Annotated in this window: 9 protein-coding genes and 1 pseudogene; 7 read left to right on the top strand and 3 right to left on the bottom strand. The window is 52.0% G+C overall.

Going from position 1 to position 16,742, the window contains the following annotated elements; translation table 11 throughout:
- Position 1: 1 nt before the first annotated feature.
- The 3 genes from pilB to nadC all read right to left on the bottom strand — a co-directional run bounded on the left by pilB (position 2) and on the right by nadC (position 3,279).
- Positions 2-1,696 carry a type IV-A pilus assembly ATPase PilB gene (pilB, locus tag VHA_RS04115; protein WP_005502102.1) on the bottom strand — a complete coding sequence of 565 codons (1,695 nt, stop codon included), beginning with the start codon at positions 1,694-1,696 and terminating at the stop codon, positions 2-4.
- Positions 1,697-1,717: 21 nt separating this feature from the next.
- The gene (locus tag VHA_RS04110) at positions 1,718-2,146 is read right to left on the bottom strand and encodes a pilin (protein ID WP_040528180.1); all 429 of its coding nucleotides are present in this window, start codon (positions 2,144-2,146) and stop codon (positions 1,718-1,720) included.
- Between the two features lie 227 nt (positions 2,147-2,373).
- Complete coding sequence (nadC, locus tag VHA_RS04105; RefSeq protein ID WP_005502097.1) at positions 2,374-3,279, bottom strand: carboxylating nicotinate-nucleotide diphosphorylase; 906 nt, start codon at positions 3,277-3,279, stop codon at positions 2,374-2,376.
- Between the two features lie 191 nt (positions 3,280-3,470).
- Here nadC and ampD point away from each other — a divergent pair, with 191 nt between their 5' ends.
- From ampD to acnB, 7 genes and pseudogenes are all read left to right on the top strand, one after another.
- Positions 3,471-4,013: a 1,6-anhydro-N-acetylmuramyl-L-alanine amidase AmpD gene (gene ampD / locus VHA_RS04100; protein WP_005502096.1), complete on the top strand. Its 543-nt coding sequence runs from the start codon at positions 3,471-3,473 to the stop codon at positions 4,011-4,013.
- A 307-nt stretch (positions 4,014-4,320) separates the two neighbouring features.
- Positions 4,321-5,094 (top strand): pyruvate dehydrogenase complex transcriptional repressor PdhR, encoded by a 774-nt coding sequence (pdhR, locus tag VHA_RS04095; protein ID WP_005502094.1) that lies wholly within the window; start codon positions 4,321-4,323, stop codon positions 5,092-5,094.
- A gap of 96 nt (positions 5,095-5,190) precedes the next feature.
- Positions 5,191-7,857 (top strand): pyruvate dehydrogenase (acetyl-transferring), homodimeric type, encoded by a 2,667-nt coding sequence (gene aceE / locus VHA_RS04090; protein ID WP_005502093.1) that lies wholly within the window; start codon positions 5,191-5,193, stop codon positions 7,855-7,857.
- 14 nt (positions 7,858-7,871) lie between these two features.
- Positions 7,872-9,776, top strand: a complete 1,905-nt coding sequence (gene aceF, locus VHA_RS04085; RefSeq protein ID WP_005502092.1) for a pyruvate dehydrogenase complex dihydrolipoyllysine-residue acetyltransferase — start codon at positions 7,872-7,874, stop codon at positions 9,774-9,776.
- Positions 9,777-9,986: 210 nt separating this feature from the next.
- Complete coding sequence (gene lpdA, locus VHA_RS04080; protein ID WP_005502091.1) at positions 9,987-11,414, top strand: dihydrolipoyl dehydrogenase; 1,428 nt, start codon at positions 9,987-9,989, stop codon at positions 11,412-11,414.
- 145 nt (positions 11,415-11,559) lie between these two features.
- Positions 11,560-13,833 carry a patatin-like phospholipase family protein gene (locus VHA_RS04075; protein ID WP_040528178.1) on the top strand — a complete coding sequence of 758 codons (2,274 nt, stop codon included), beginning with the start codon at positions 11,560-11,562 and terminating at the stop codon, positions 13,831-13,833.
- Between the two features lie 227 nt (positions 13,834-14,060).
- Positions 14,061-16,659 (top strand): annotated as a pseudogene (gene acnB / locus VHA_RS04070) (bifunctional aconitate hydratase 2/2-methylisocitrate dehydratase).
- Positions 16,660-16,742 lie beyond the last annotated feature (83 nt).

Below are 16,742 nucleotides of genomic sequence, written 5' to 3'. Positions count from 1 at the left end.
TCTACAGGCTGATCACACGTTGCAGTTCAGCAAGGCTGGTGATGCCTTCATTTAGTTTCTCAATGCCGGAAAGTGGCAGTGTTAACATGCCATTGCCCATGGCGAGGGTTTCAATCTGTGATGCCGATGCGCCATTGCCAATGGCTTCGGCAAGCTCACGGGTGATGGGCATCACCTCATAAATTCCCACCCGTCCCAGATAGCCGTTGTTGCAATGGTCACAGCCTTCAGGCGATGCCTGGTAAACCTGTTCCGGCCTCAGCGAAGGATAATGCTGGGTGAGCGCTGTCAGGTGGCGATCGCCGGGAGGATGTGGCACTTTACAGTGCTGGCACAGCCGGCGTCCCAGACGCTGGGCAATAATCAGGGTCAGGGACGCAGCCAGGTTGTAAGGGGCAACCCCCATGTTCGACAGGCGGGTGACGCTCTCAGCAGCAGAGTTGGTGTGGAGAGTGGAAAGCACCAAATGGCCGGTTTGCGCCGCTTTAATGCCGATTTCTGCGGTTTCCAAATCCCGGATTTCACCCACCATCACCACATCCGGGTCCTGACGCAAGAAGGCCCGCAGTGCCTTGGCAAAATCGAGCCCGATATCGTTGTTGATATTGACCTGGTTGATACCGGGCAGGTTGATTTCTACCGGGTCTTCTGCGGTAGAGATATTGCGCTCGGCGGTATTTAAGTATTTCAGCCCGGTATACAAGGAGACGGTTTTCCCGCTGCCTGTTGGCCCGGTCATCAGGATCATCCCCTGTGGGCGATCGAGGGCGGCAAGGTAGTCGTCTTTTTGCTGTTGGCTATAGCCCAGTTTGTTGATATCCAGTGCCACACTGCCGCCATCGAGGATTCGCAGCACCACTTTTTCTCCCCACAGGGTGGGCAGGGTAGAGACCCGCATATCGATGGATTTGTTTTCTGACAGGTTGAGTTTGATTCGCCCATCCTGTGGCAGCCGGCGCTCGGCAATATTGAGCTTGGCGATGATTTTCAGGCGCGTGGAAAGGCGGCGGGAGATCCCCACCGGCGGTGTGCTGTGAGTTTGCAAAATGCCGTCGAGACGGAAACGTATCTGGTAGCGCTGTTCAAAGGGTTCAAAGTGAATATCGGAGGCTTGTTTGCGCACCGCATCCAAAAGAACCTGCTGGATATAACGGCTGACCGGGGCATCATCGGAAAACAGATCGTCGGTGTCTGTTATCTCATCACTGTTGGTGCTGAGCGCTTCCAGTTCGGAATCCGAGACGCCGCTGGTTTTGACCCGTTCTGTGACATTTTTGCCGTACAGGCGGCGAATCGCTCCTTCTATCTGGGCATGTTCCAGCAGCACCGGCACAATCGAATAACCGGTGGCAAACTGGAAATCATCCTGGATATCCAGGCGGGTAGGGTCGCTGAGGCCCAGAAACAGCTGGTGGTGTTTAATCTCCAGCGGCAGGGCCTGGCTGGAGAGCACCAGATCCTGTTGGTTGAGAAACTGGCTGGTGTTCTCCCAGGGGTACTCTTTAATGCTGTGCAGTGGCTCACTGAAAAGCTCGGATACCGTGTTTGCCAGCGCTTCACTGCTCAGAATATGTAAAGCGAGCAAAGCCGACGGTGCGCTGACACCCTCGGCTTTGACTTTGGCTATCACTTCTTGCTCCTGCGCCGGGGAAATATATCCAGCCCGGCTCAGGGCGACAGCAAGGTTGCTGGTCATCGATAAATCTGTCTAGTATTGCTATTGACGACAGCCTTCTAAATCTAGGCCTGTAGGAATTGTTCCTGAAGGAGTGCAATCCCAGCCAGTATTTTCTAGTCTAGTAGTCAAAATGAGCCCGCCCAAAGAAGAATTTGTAGCATCAAAAGCAAACTGTAAACCAGCACTTGTAGCGTCATCACCTGCAGTAGCCGCCACTAGTGATACTGTACCTAGAGCATTCATATTTGAACGTGCTCCAATATCAGCCAAGCTTGTGGGGAAAACTCCGGTTTCTTGCTCTTCAAGTTGAGCTGGAGTTTGCAGCGATTTAAGTGTTGCTAATCCTGCCATTGCTTCAGAACGCTGTACGTAATCCTGATACGCAGGAATAGCAAACGCTGTCAGCGCACCGATAATTGCAACCACAATCATCAGTTCAACCAAACTAAAACCCTGTTGCTTTTTCATATCCTTGTCTCTCCCGTTATTTTTAAGCGCAAACGTTGCGCGTAAAGTGATCCAAAGATACGGCGGATAGAAAGGGGAAAACAGAGGATAAACAGCGAGTTTCGAGTGATGAAAACTCTTTTTTGTAATTAACTAAAAGCTCAGTTACTTTGCGGTGAAGGGTAAAGTAAAGATGCAGGCAGAAAGCCTGCATCTGAGGGTAACTTAATGATATTCAATGACATGTATTATTTGAAGCGCATCGACAAATCCATCGCGCGGATATGTTTGGTCAGTGCCCCGACAGAAATATAATCCACCCCGGTTTGTGCAAACCCGCGAATGGTATCGAGGGTGACGTTACCGGACACCTCCAGAGCCACACGCCCTTTGTTAAGTGCAACGGCCTCGCGCATCATCTCGGTGGTGAAATTATCCAGCATAACAATGTCCGCGCCGGCATCAATGGCCTGTTGCAGCTCATCCAGTGACTCGGTTTCCACTTCAACCGGTTTGCCGGGGTTGAGTTGTTTGGCGGTGGCAATTGCGCCTGCGATACCGCCACAGGCGATGATGTGGTTCTCTTTAATCAGGTAGGCGTCGTATACCCCAATGCGGTGGTTAAAGCCGCCGCCACAGGAAACGGCATATTTCAGTGCATTACGCAGACCCGGGATGGTTTTACGGGTATCCAGCAGGCGGGTTTGGGTGCCTTGCAGCTTTTCCACATAACGGGCGGTTTCCGTGGCGCAGCCTGACAGGGTCTGGATAAAGTTCATCGCGTTGCGCTCGCCGGTCAGCAGGGTGCGGGCCGGGCCTTTCAGTTCACACAACACCTGGTTGGGCTCAACCCTGTCCCCGTCAGCCACTTTCCAGTCAATCGTCACTGTGTTACCAAGCTGGCGGAACACTTCATCGGCAAACATGCGACCACAAAACACCCCTGCTTCACGGGTGATCAGGGTGGCTTCGCCCTGAGCATCTGCTGGGATCAGGCTGGCGGTAATGTCCCGGCTGGCGTCAATCTCTCCGCCCAGATCTTCTTTCAGGGCATCGCTGACACAGCGAATCACATCTTGCTCAAGATGTGCCTTCAGGTAAGCCAGTCGGCTTTGACTATCGTGGACGAATGAAGTGTTTGGGCGATCAGACATGGTGGTTCCATCACAGTGAGTTTAAGTCATTCAGGCTCAGCCTGGGCAATAGGTGCAAGTGTACCGTTGAGGCAAAAAATTTGCGAGGCATGACGAGAGCGCTTTGTAGGTGGTGCATTTAGAAAGTTGTGTCTGTTTTCGCCGGTAGCGCGTTAAAATATCACCATCCCTGTTTTATGTCAGAGCCCTGAATGTTCAACATTACTAACCATCTGCTGGACAACGCGACCATAATCCCTTCACCGCATTGTAATGCGCGTCCTGATGAAAGTGATATTTCATTGCTGGTGATACACAACATCAGCCTGCCGCCGGGCGAGTTTGGTGGTCCATATATAGAAGACTTTTTTCAGGGCAAGCTGACATCGGACGCCCATCCGTTTTTTGATGAGATCCGCGATGTGCAAGTCTCTGCCCATTGTCTGATTAAACGAGATGGCAGTGTGGTGCAGTTTGTGCCGTTTAATAAACGGGCATGGCATGCGGGTGTGTCCTCGTTTGAAGGGCGCGGGCAGTGTAATGATTTTTCGATTGGCATTGAGCTTGAAGGGACGGACGACTTACCGTACACCGAGGCACAATATCAGGCATTGGCGGCGATAACCCGGGCGATTATGAAACATTATCCGGCGGTGACTGCTGACCGTATTACCGGTCATGAGCATATCGCGCCTGAAAGAAAAACCGACCCTGGGCTGTCTTTTCACTGGGAAAGGTTTCGTGCGTCCCTGTGAAGGTTTAATCCCTGAAGGACGTAAAGGTGTGTTGACAATCTGTATGTTCAATTGCAAAGAAGTTGAGACTTGGTACACAAAATTGCGTTCAAAAGACGGTGAATTGGTCTGACCATTGTGTTTTGTTGATGAATAACAACAGGGTGTTCTGCGGTAACTTCTATGATGTAAATCAAGTTTACGGTGGACAGTAAAGCCACATTCTGGTAACTTTTACTGCGTTTGGTAATTGGTCTTACCAATTTACAAGGCCAGTGTGTGGGATAGGACGCGCAGGAACTCCGGCGCCAGATAAGTATAAAAAACGATGGCAATACAACGGATTCGTCAACCCAAACTGTCTGACGTGATAGAAAAAGAGCTTGAAAGCCTGATCCTGGAAGGCACGCTGTCGCCCGGGCAAAAATTGCCGCCTGAGCGTGAACTGGCGAAACAGTTTGATGTTTCCCGCCCCTCTGTCCGTGAAGCTATCCAGCGATTAGAAGCCAAAAAACTGCTCAACCGAAAACAGGGTGGTGGCACCTTTGTCAGTGAACGTCTTTGGCAGCGATTCTCAGAACCACTGATAGACCTGTTGGCCGACCACCCTGAAAGCCAGCTAGACTTGCTGGAATCCCGTCATGCATTGGAAGGCATTTCTTCCTATTTTGCAGCGCTACGGGGAACCGATGAAGATTTAAAGCGGGTGTGTGCCTGTCATGACAGCATCCGCGAAGCCCAGCAGCTCGGCGACCTGAAAGCAGAAGCCGCCGCCGTGATGAAATATCTGATTGCCGTGACTGAGGCATCTCACAATGTGGTCTTGCTGCATATCATGCGTAGCCTGGCCCCGCTGCTGGAGCAAAACATTTTACAAAACTTTGAGTTACTGAATCGGCGTGAAGACGTCGTGGCAAGAGTAACCAGGCACAGAGCCAATATTGTTCAGGCGATCACTGCCGGAGAGCCGGAAAAGGCACGTCAGGCATCGCATGCGCATTTGGCTTTTATTGAGGAAACCTTGTTGGATTTGGGTCGAGAGGAAAGCCGAAGAGAGCGCTCCCTCCGCCGGATACAGCAACGCAAGGACGAGTTGGAATAGCGGATCCCGACAGCTTCGAGGAGTTGTCAGGAACCGCTTTTTCAGCTGCGACAACATTAGTTTTGTATGATTCAATCAACGAAAGGATAGATCGCCATGTCTGAAGTCATGAAAAATGACGTGGACGCACTAGAAACCCAAGAGTGGCTTGCTGCTCTTGAATCAGTCGTCCGTGAAGAAGGTGTAGAACGTGCACAGTTCCTGCTTGAACAAGTGATGGAAAAGGCACGCCTTGACGGTGTTGATATGCCAACCGGCATCACCACCAACTATGTGAATACCATCCCTGCAGACAAAGAACCTGCATACCCGGGTGATGTAAACCTGGAACGTCGTATTCGTTCTATCATTCGTTGGAACGCGATCATGATCGTGTTGCGTGCATCGAAGAAAGATCTGGAACTGGGCGGCCACATGGCGTCATTCCAGTCTTCGGCTGCATTCTACGAGACCTGCTTTAACCATTTCTTCCGCGCACCTAACGATGTGGACGGCGGTGATTTGGTTTACTACCAAGGCCACATTGCACCGGGTATCTACTCGCGCGCATTCGTTGAAGGTCGTCTGACTGAAGAGCAACTGGACAACTTCCGCCAGGAAGTAGACGGCAAAGGCCTGTCTTCTTACCCTCACCCTAAACTGATGCCTGAGTTCTGGCAGTTCCCAACCGTATCTATGGGTCTGGGGCCAATTTCGGCGATTTATCAAGCACGTTTCCTGAAGTACCTGAACAGCCGTGGCTTGAAAGACACCACTAACCAGCGCGTTTACGCGTTCCTGGGCGACGGTGAGATGGACGAGCCAGAATCACGCGGCGCGATCTCTTTCGCAGCACGTGAGAAACTGGACAACCTGTGCTTCCTGATCAACTGTAACCTGCAGCGTCTGGACGGCCCTGTTATGGGTAACGGCAAGATCATCCAAGAGCTGGAAGGCCTGTTCAAAGGTGCTGGCTGGAACGTGATCAAAGTGGTTTGGGGCAGCGGCTGGGATAAACTGCTGGCGAAAGACACCACAGGTAAGCTGCTGCAACTGATGAACGAAACCGTTGACGGTGACTACCAGACCTTCAAGTCAAAAGACGGTGCCTACGTTCGTAAACACTTCTTCGGTAAATACCCAGAAACGGCAGCACTGGTTGCAGACATGACCGATGAAGAGATCTTCGCGCTGAAACGCGGTGGTCACGAGCCATCTAAACTGTACGCTGCATTCAAGAGCGCGCAGGAAACCAAAGATCGCCCAACCGTGATCCTGGCGAAAACCGTAAAAGGTTACGGCATGGGTGAAGCGGCTGAAGGTAAGAACATTGCGCACCAGGTTAAGAAGATGGATATGACCCATGTTCTGCACCTGCGCGATCGCCTTGGCCTGCAAGATCTGGTGTCTGACGAAGACATCAAGTCTTTGCCATACCTGAAACTGGAAGAAGGCTCTGCAGAATACGAATACCTGCATGCACGCCGTAAAGCGCTGCACGGCTATACGCCTAAGCGCCTGCCTAAGTTCACCGGTGAACTGGCACTGCCTGGCCTGGATGCATTCCAGCCTCTGCTGGAAGAGCAGAAGCGTGAAATCTCAACCACCATGGCTTTCGTGCGTGCACTGAACGTACTGCTGAAAGACAAGGGCGTAGGTAAGAACATCGTTCCTATTATTGCGGATGAAGCGCGTACCTTTGGTATGGAAGGCCTGTTCCGTCAGATCGGTATCTACAACCCACACGGCCAGAATTACACCCCACAAGACCGTGACATCGTTTCTTACTACAAAGAAGCAACGTCAGGCCAGGTGCTGCAAGAAGGTATCAACGAGCTGGGTGCAATGTCTTCATGGGTTGCTGCTGCAACGTCATACAGCACCAACAACCTGCCGATGATCCCGTTCTACATCTACTACTCAATGTTCGGTTTCCAACGTGTTGGCGACATGGCGTGGATGGCGGGTGACCAACAGGCGCGCGGCTTCCTGCTGGGTGCAACTGCGGGTCGTACTACCCTGAATGGTGAAGGCCTGCAACACGAAGACGGCCACTCACACATCATGGCCGGTACTGTGCCTAACTGTATCTCTTACGATCCAACCTTCGCGTACGAAGTTGCCGTTATCATGCAAGACGGTCTGCGTCGTATGTACGGTCCGGATCAAGAGAACGTGTTCTACTACCTGACGCTGATGAACGAAAACTACGCGCAGCCAGCAATGCCAGAAGGTGCTGAAGAAGGTATCCGTAAGGGTATCTACAAGCTGGAAGCATACGCGGGTGATAAAGCGAAAGTTCAGCTGATGGGCTCTGGTACTATCCTGAACGAAGTACGTAAAGCAGCAGACATCCTGAGCAAAGAGTACGGCATTGCGTCTGACGTATTCAGCGTGACCTCGTTCAACGAACTGGCACGTGATGGCCAGTCGTGTGATCGTCACAACATGCTGAACCCAATGGCAGAAGCACAAGTCCCATACATTGCACAAGTGATGGGTACTGAGCCTGCTATCGTTGCGACTGACTACATGAAAAACTACGCAGAACAAGTTCGTGCGTTCATTCCTGCAGAGTCTTACCGCGTGCTGGGTACTGATGGCTTCGGTCGTTCAGACAGCCGTGAAAACCTGCGTCGCCACTTCGAAGTTAACGCTGGCTACGTCGTTGTAGCTGCACTGACTGAACTGGCGAAACGTGGCGACATCGAGAAATCAGTGGTTGTTGAAGCCATTGAGAAATTCGGTATCGACACTCAGAAAGTGAACCCACTGTACGCGTAAGAGGCATAGAACACATGGCAATCGAAATTAACGTACCAGATATCGGTGCTGATGAGGTTGAAGTTACTGAGATCCTCGTGAGCGTCGGTGACAAAGTTGAAGAAGATCAGTCGCTGATCACCGTTGAAGGTGACAAGGCGTCAATGGAAGTACCTGCATCACAGGCCGGTATCGTCAAAGAAATCAAGGTTGCGGAAGGTGACAAGGTTTCTACCGGTTCGCTGATCATGATTTTTGAGGCCGAAGGCGGTGCAGCAGAAGCAGCACCTGCTCCTGTGGCTGAAGCGGCGCCAGCGCCAGCGGCGGCTGCAGAGCTGAAAGAAGTCTTTGTGCCGGATATCGGTGGCGACGAAGTTGAAGTCATTGAAATCATGGTAGCGGTTGGAGACAGCATTGAAGAAGAGCAATCTCTGATCACTGTTGAAGGTGACAAAGCTTCTATGGAAGTCCCTGCACCGTTTGCCGGTGTACTGAAAGAAATCAAAGTAGCAGCGGGCGACAAAGTGTCTACCGGCTCACTGATCATGATTTTCTCTGTAGGCGGAAGCGAAACTGCGGGTTCAGGCGTAGCACCGGCTGCGGCTCCAGCAGAAGCGGCACCTGCGGCAGCCCCCGTTGCTGGCGGAACGAAAGAAGTTCACGTACCGGATATCGGTGGCGACGAAGTCGAAGTGACCGAAATCATGGTTGCAGTCGGTGACAGTATCGAAGAAGAGCAGTCACTGATCACTGTTGAAGGTGACAAGGCGTCGATGGAAGTGCCTGCACCATTCGCAGGTACCGTGAAAGAAATCAAAGTAGCGGCAGGCGATAAAGTGTCTACCGGCTCTCTGATCATGGTGTTTGAAGTGGCCGGCACTCCGGGGGCGGCTCCAGCTCCTGCGGCAGAACCAGCAGCTTCTGCACCGGCAGCGGCGCCAGCGCCTGCGGCGGCTCCAGCAGCACAAGTGGCGCCAGCAGCCGGTGAGTTCGTTGAAAACAACGAGTACGCACATGCCTCTCCGGTTGTTCGTCGCCTGGCGCGTGAGTTCGGCGTTAACCTGGCGAAGGTTAAAGGGTCTGGCCGTAAGAACCGTATCCTGAAAGAAGACGTTCAGAACTACGTGAAAGACGCACTGAAACGTCTGGAATCTGGCGCAGCAGCGGCAGCTTCAGGTAAAGGCGACGGCGCAGCACTGGGTCTTCTGCCATGGCCGAAAGTGGATTTCAGCAAGTTTGGTGAAACAGAAATCCAACCGCTGTCTCGCATCAAGAAGATCTCTGGCGCGAACCTGCACCGTAACTGGGTAATGATCCCTCACGTTACGCAGTGGGATAACGCTGACATCACTGAGCTGGAAGCCTTCCGTAAAGAACAGAATGCGATTGAAGCGAAGAAAGACAGCGGCATGAAGATCACCCCACTGGTGTTCATCATGAAAGCGGCAGCGAAAGCACTGGAAGCGTTCCCAGCGTTCAACTCTTCACTGTCTGAAGACGGTGAGAGCCTGATCCTGAAGAAATACGTGAACATCGGTATTGCGGTTGACACGCCAAACGGCCTGGTTGTTCCTGTCTTCAAAGACGTGAACAAGAAAGGTATCTATGAGCTGTCTGCTGAGCTGATGGAAGTGTCGAAGAAAGCACGTGCTGGTAAGCTGACTGCAGCGGACATGCAAGGTGGCTGCTTCACTATCTCCAGCCTGGGTGGTATCGGTGGTACTGCGTTCACGCCAATCGTGAATGCGCCAGAAGTGGCTATCCTGGGTGTGTCCAAGTCTGAAATGAAGCCGGTTTGGAACGGCAAAGAGTTCGCGCCACGCCTGCAACTGCCTCTGTCTCTGTCTTACGATCACCGCGTGATCGACGGTGCAGACGGTGCACGCTTCATTACTTACCTGAACGAGTGTCTGTCAGACATTCGCCGTCTGGTACTGTAAGGTAACACTCCCCGATCAGCGTTCGTCTGCATATGGCGAACGCTGATTTGATGTACAGCTCACAGGCTATGGGTTTTTATTTTTCAGCCTTTTATCAGGGCTGTAAACTGTCAGGCCAATTGCAAGACTGCCGATGTAGTGCGCAGTGAAACAAACGGTCTACGATAATAAAACTCTTAGTCAGGGATATAAGACTACAACGAGGTCAGAATGAGTAAAGAAATCAAAGCCCAAGTCGTTGTACTGGGATCGGGTCCTGCAGGTTATTCAGCGGCATTTCGCTGCGCAGACCTGGGTCTGGACACCGTTCTGGTAGAAAGATATAGCACGCTGGGTGGTGTGTGTCTGAACGTGGGATGTATCCCATCGAAAGCATTGCTGCACGTTGCGAAAGTGATTGAAGAAGCGAAAGCGATGGCTGAGCACGGTGTAGTATTTGGCGAGCCTCAAACCGACATCAGCAAAATCCGCGTGTGGAAAGAGAAAGTGGTTAACCAACTGACTGGCGGTCTTGGCGGCATGGCTAAGATGCGTAAAGTGAATGTGGTTAATGGCTACGGTAAATTCACCGGTCCTAACACTATCGTGGTTGAAGGTGCAGACGGCGCAACTACCGTTAACTTCGACAACGCGATTATCGCTGCGGGTTCGCGCCCAATCGAACTGCCGTTCATCCCACATGAAGATCCACGTATCTGGGACTCTACCGATGCGCTGGAACTGAAAGAAGTACCAGAGAAAATGCTGGTAATGGGTGGCGGTATCATCGGTCTGGAGATGGGTACCGTGTATCACGCACTGGGTTCTCAGATTGACGTGGTTGAGATGTTCGACCAGGTTATCCCAGCAGCGGACAAAGATATCGTTAAAGTCTTCACCAAGCGTATCAGCAAGAAATTCAACCTGATGCTGGAAACCAAGGTTACTGCGGTTGAAGCGAAGGAAGACGGTATCTACGTCACGATGGAAGGCAAGAAAGCACCTGCTGAGCCTGTCCGTTACGACGCTGTGCTGGTGGCTATCGGTCGTGTACCTAACGGTAAGCTGATTGATGCAGAAAAAGCCGGTGTTGAGGTTGATGAGCGTGGCTTTATCAATGTTGACAAGCAAATGCGCACTAACATTCCGCACATCTATGCGATCGGTGACATCGTTGGTCAGCCAATGCTGGCGCACAAAGGTGTTCATGAAGGTCACGTAGCGGCAGAAGTTATCGCAGGTAAGAAGCACTACTTCGATCCGAAAGTGATTCCTTCTATCGCGTACACTGAGCCAGAAGTGGCTTGGGTTGGTCTGACTGAGAAAGAAGCGAAAGCACAAGGCATCAACTACGAAGTTGCGACCTTCCCATGGGCGGCATCTGGCCGTGCTATCGCGTCTGACTGCTCAGACGGTATGACTAAGATGATCTTCGACAAAGACACTCACCGCGTAATTGGTGGTGCGATTGTGGGTACCAACGGCGGCGAATTGCTGGGCGAAATCGGTCTGGCGATCGAGATGGGTTGTGATGCGGAAGATATCGCACTGACTATCCACGCTCACCCAACGCTGCATGAGTCTGTTGGTCTGGCGGCAGAAGTGTTTGAAGGGACTGTGACTGACCTGCCAAACGCGAAGGCTGTGAAGAAGAAGTAATTCTGAACCATGACTGAGAAAAGCGTCTCTTCGGAGGCGCTTTTTTTATAGTTAACTGCGTTAAATACATGCTTTTCGCCATCGTACCGATTATGCTTCGGCTTGTTTGTATTCATGTAACATTGAAATTGCAAGGCAGCAAATAATGTTAATGAGGTTTCTAAGGGGCAGGTTGGTTACTGCAGTGCTACTGTTGTCAGCCACGCTGTCTGCATCTTTAGCCTTTGGGGAAGAAAATTTCCAAAGACCCAAAATTGGGGTGGCACTGGGCGGCGGCGGCGCAAAAGGCGCGGCGCATGTTGGGGTATTAAAAGCACTGGAAGAGATGCACATTCCGGTCGATTACATTGCTGGTACCAGTATGGGGGCGTATGTCGGCGGGCTTTATGCTACTGGCATGAGCGCCGATGAAATTGGTGCCATGATGGAATCACTTGATTGGAATGCCGGTTATCAGGATAGGGTATACCGGGGCGAGCGCCGTATTCGTGACAAGAAACATGAAGATCGCTACAACCTCTCTACCAATTTTGGTTTCGACTTTAAAAGCCTCAAAACGCCTCAGGGCATTGTTCAGGGGCAGAACATGATCCGTATCCTGCGAGAATCTACGGGCAATCTCCCCGCCTTTTCGTCGTTTGACCAAATGGTGATGCCTTATCGTGCGGTCGCGACCGACATTGAGTATTTGGTGCCTGTGGTGATTGGTGAGGGGCAACTGACAGAAGCCATGTTGGCGAGTATGGCGGTTCCCGGTGCATTGCCTCCGGTTGAGCTGGATGGGCGCTATCTGGTCGATGGTGGGCCGGTGAATAACCTGCCAGTGGATGTGGTGAAAGCTATGGGGGCAGATATCGTTATCGCAGTCGATATCAGTACGGACTATTACCCGGCCAAAGAGCTGGGCTCCTACCTGCAGGTGATGAACCAGCTGGTTAACTTCATGGTTCGCCAAAGTACTGAAAAGCAAATCGGCAATATGGATGAACATGACGTTTTGCTGGCGCCAGACGTGGGGGATATGGAGACCACAGAGTTCGACCGTGTGCCGGAAGCGCTGCAAAAAGGCTATGAGATTGCCATGGCCAACCGTGAGACGTTAAATAGAATCAGCTTGACCTCCGGTGATTACCAGCTTTATCTGGAAGAAAAGCAAAAGCGACGCAGGCTGATGATGTTGGGTGACACGCTCAATGTCGATCGCATTGTCCTCAATAACGCCACCAGTTTTTCTGACGATGTGCTCAAGGCGAGGCTTGCTCTTGAAACCGGCAGGATGGCTTCGGAAAATCTGGAACAGTCGGTGCAAAACCTCTATGCACTGGATCGCTTTGAAACCGTACGTTACCACCTTGAACAGGAAGGGGAAGAAAACGTACTGGTGGTGGATGTGAAAGAAAAAGGCTGGGGGCCGAACTTTGTTGACTTCCGCGTGGCGCTGGAAGACAACTTCGAGACAGACACAGATTTTTCTGCCGGTGTCAGTATTAATACAACGGGGCTATCGGATTACGGGGCCGAGCTTCGCTCGACGCTGGAAGTCGGCACGGATAAAAAAGCACAGGTTGAGCTCTATTTACCGTTCACCGCAGAACAAACCTTTTTTGCGGAAATCCTTGGGGGGCTGGAAGTCCGGGATCGGGTCCAGTTCTTCCGCGATGAAGAGCCGGTCTTGGATACCAACACCTTTACCGTCGGTACCCGTTACAGTGAAGTGATCGGCGACATCAGCGTCGGCTGGCAACCCGAGCTTTGGGGGGAATTTAAACTGGGGTATCGCTATGTCAATGGTGAAGAGGAGCTGGCGAATAGCCAGAGCCTGACCAGCGATTATGTGCGCTCAATGCCCTACGTCTCCTTGACGCTGGATACTCTGGATAACCGCGTATTCCCGAATTATGGTGGCTATCTGGATGCGTCGTTGGGTTATGCCCGCGATCAGCTTGATTTTCAGGGACAACATGCCGAGAGTGAAGCGGCAGTGCTCAATGTGGAAGGGATTTACGCCAGAAACTGGGACAAGCATACGCTTTACGGCAAGGCAAAATACGGCACCATCAATGAGCGGGTGGGCAATGTGGCCATTGAACCTCACGAACTCGGCGGCTTCCTGAACCTGTCGGGTGTTCCACGGGATTCGCTCTGGGCGAACAATATCGCTTATGGTGCTTTGGTTTATCGCTATCGTCTGCTGGATAATGACTTCGGGCTGTTCAAATCCCCTGTGTATTTAGGCACTTCTATTGAGTATGGTGGAGTGTGGAACAACCCTGATTTTTCGCTAAAAGAGATACCGTTTTATACCGCAGGCAGTATATTTGCTGGGGTTGATTCACCATTGGGACCGATCATTATCGCCTATGGTCGTACAGAAAATGATCTCGATTCATTCTATTTTATAGTCGGGTCCCATTTCTAGGGATACAGGGAATGGTGCGATTTGCGCCGTTCTTACTGATAAATCAAATGTTTCATTCCGTGGCTGGAATTTAAAATTTGGTTAAATAGTGATACCATGCCAGCTTCGTTATGCAGGGCACCACAGAAAGATAGTGACCTCCTACATTTCACCCGGTGCCTGCTAGCCGAGCTTAATTCCAAGGATGTCTGGCCGTGACGGCCAGACCGCAATATGAGGAAAACGTCGTGCTTGAAGCCTACCGTAAACACGTCGAAGAACGTGCTGCTCAGGGCATCGTCCCTAAACCACTCGATGCGGAACAAACCGCCGCCCTTATTGAATTGCTCAAGAACCCACCTGCTGGTGAAGAAAGCACTCTTATCGATCTGTTGGAAAACCGCATTCCACCTGGCGTAGATGAAGCGGCCTACGTGAAAGCAGGCTTTTTGGCAGCTGTCGCCAAAGGTGAAGCGAGCTCACCGCTGGTGACCAAAGCGCGCGCTGTTGAACTGCTGGGTACCATGCAGGGTGGTTACAACATTGAGCCGTTGGTGACGTTACTTGATGATGACACACTGGCTCCGATAGCAGCGAAAGCTCTTTCCCACACATTGCTGATGTTCGATGCTTTCTATGATGTAGAAGAAAAAGCGAAAGCGGGTAACGAGTTTGCCAAACAGGTGATGACTTCCTGGGCTGAAGCGGAGTGGTTCCTGTCTAAGCCGGATGTGCCTGAAAAAGTGACCCTGACAGTATTCAAAGTCACCGGTGAAACCAATACTGATGATCTGTCGCCGGCACCGGATGCCTGGTCACGTCCAGACATCCCTTTGCACGCCTTGGCGATGCTGAAGAATGAACGTGAAGGCATCAATCCTGATCAGGCAGGCGTTGTCGGCCCCATCAAACAAATTGAAGCACTGAAAGAGAAAGGCCACCAGCTGGCGTATGTGGGTGATGTTGTCGGTACCGGTTCTTCCCGTAAGTCTGCAACCAACTCTGTGCTGTGGTTTATGGGTGATGACATCCCTCACGTACCGAACAAACGCGCAGGCGGTTTCTGCCTGGGCGGCAAGATTGCCCCCATCTTCTTCAACACCATGGAAGATGCAGGCGCGCTGCCCATCGAGCTGGACGTTTCCAAGCTCAACATGGGTGATGTGATTGACGTTTACCCATTCAAAGGTGAAGTGCGCAACCACGATACTGACGAAGTGCTGTCGACCTTCAAGCTGAAAACCGACGTACTGTATGATGAAGTCCGTGCCGGTGGCCGTATTCCTCTGATCATCGGCCGTGGCCCTGACTGACCGTGCACGTGAAGCGCTGGGCTTGGAACCCTCTGACGTCTTCCGTCGTCCACAGCCTGTGGCTGACTCTGGCAAAGGTTTTACCCTGGCACAGAAGATGGTTGGTAAAGCGTGTGGCGTGGAAGGTATCCGTCCCGGTACGTACTGCGAACCTAAGATGACCACCGTCGGTTCTCAGGACACCACAGGTCCTATGACCCGTGATGAACTGAAAGACCTGGCTTGTCTGGGCTTTTCCGCTGACCTGACCATGCAGTCTTTCTGTCACACCTCTGCCTATCCCAAGCCAGTAGATGTGGTCACCCACCACACCCTGCCTGATTTCATCATGAACCGTGGCGGTGTGTCTCTGCGTCCGGGCGATGGTGTTATCCACTCATGGCTGAACCGCATGCTGCTGCCAGACACTGTCGGTACCGGCGGTGACTCACACACCCGTTTCCCGCTGGGCATCTCATTCCCTGCAGGCTCTGGTCTGGTGGCGTTTGCTGCAGCAACCGGCGTGATGCCTCTGGATATGCCGGAGTCGATTCTGGTGCGCTTCAAAGGCAAAATGCAGCCGGGCATCACCCTGCGCGATTTGGTCCATGCGATCCCATACTATGCCATCAAGCAAGGTCTGCTAACCGTTGAGAAAGCCGGTAAGATCAATGCATTCTCTGGCCGTGTGCTGGAAATTGAAGGTGTTGAGCACCTGACCGTTGAACAGGCCTTTGAGTTGTCAGATGCCTCGGCAGAGCGTTCCGCGGCGGGTTGTACGGTGAAACTGTCGCAAGAGTCCGTGGCCGAGTATCTGGAATCGAACATCGTGATGCTGAAGTGGATGATCAGCGAAGGTTATGGCGACCGCCGCACCATCGAGCGCCGTATCAGCGCGATGGAAGCCTGGCTGGCAAACCCAGAATTGATGGAAGCCGATGCAGATGCAGAATACGCAGAAGTGATCGAAATCGATTTGGCAGACATCAAAGAGCCAATCCTGTGTGCGCCAAACGACCCGGACGATGCGCGTTTGCTGTCAGAAGTAGCGGGTGACAAGGTCGACGAAGTCTTCATCGGTTCTTGTATGACTAACATCGGTCACTTCCGCGCTGCAGGTAAACTGCTGGATAAATTCGGTGGCACGCTGTCTACGCGTCTTTGGGTGGCTCCGCCAACCAAGATGGACCGTGACCAACTGACCGAAGAAGGCTACTACGGTATCTTCGGTCGTGCCGGTGTCCGTATCGAAACCCCGGGATGTTCACTGTGTATGGGTAACCAGGCGCGTGTTGCTGACAAGGCAACCGTACTGTCGACCTCGACCCGTAACTTCCCGAACCGTCTGGGTACCGGTGCGAACGTTTATTTGTCTTCAGCTGAACTGGCATCAGTCGGTGCGATTCTGGGCCGTATCCCTACGGTGGAAGAGTATCTGGAATACGCCAAGCAAATCGATGCGACGGCAGCAGATACTTACCGTTACCTGAACTTCCACCGCATGGATCAATACACCAAGAAAGCGGACGAAGTGATTATCCAGACAGCGGTTTAATACTGCGCTAAATCTCAATCTTTGAGATAAAAGAAAGCCTCCGGTAGGAGGCTTTCTTGGTTTTTGGGATACTGGGTCCTGGG

Origin of the sequence: Grimontia hollisae CIP 101886 (genome assembly GCF_000176515.1) — a bacterium.
GTDB lineage: Bacteria > Pseudomonadota > Gammaproteobacteria > Enterobacterales > Vibrionaceae > Enterovibrio > Enterovibrio hollisae.
Note: the sequence above shows the minus strand (reverse complement) of the source record. Positions and strands in the feature narration are given on the sequence as shown.

Excerpts from the sequence above, each read along its gene's own strand:
- VHA_RS04110 (WP_040528180.1), bottom strand. The coding sequence starts at position 2,146 with ATGAAAAAGCAACAGGGTTTTAGTTTGGTTGAACTGATGATTGTGGTT.
- VHA_RS04075 (WP_040528178.1), top strand. The coding sequence starts at position 11,560 with ATGTTAATGAGGTTTCTAAGGGGCAGGTTGGTTACTGCAGTGCTACTG.
- nadC (WP_005502097.1), bottom strand. The coding sequence starts at position 3,279 with ATGTCTGATCGCCCAAACACTTCATTCGTCCACGATAGTCAAAGCCGA.
- pdhR (WP_005502094.1), top strand. The coding sequence starts at position 4,321 with ATGGCAATACAACGGATTCGTCAACCCAAACTGTCTGACGTGATAGAA.
- aceF (WP_005502092.1), top strand. The coding sequence starts at position 7,872 with ATGGCAATCGAAATTAACGTACCAGATATCGGTGCTGATGAGGTTGAA.
- aceE (WP_005502093.1), top strand. The coding sequence starts at position 5,191 with ATGTCTGAAGTCATGAAAAATGACGTGGACGCACTAGAAACCCAAGAG.
- pilB (WP_005502102.1), bottom strand. The coding sequence starts at position 1,696 with ATGACCAGCAACCTTGCTGTCGCCCTGAGCCGGGCTGGATATATTTCC.
- lpdA (WP_005502091.1), top strand. The coding sequence starts at position 9,987 with ATGAGTAAAGAAATCAAAGCCCAAGTCGTTGTACTGGGATCGGGTCCT.
- ampD (WP_005502096.1), top strand. The coding sequence starts at position 3,471 with ATGTTCAACATTACTAACCATCTGCTGGACAACGCGACCATAATCCCT.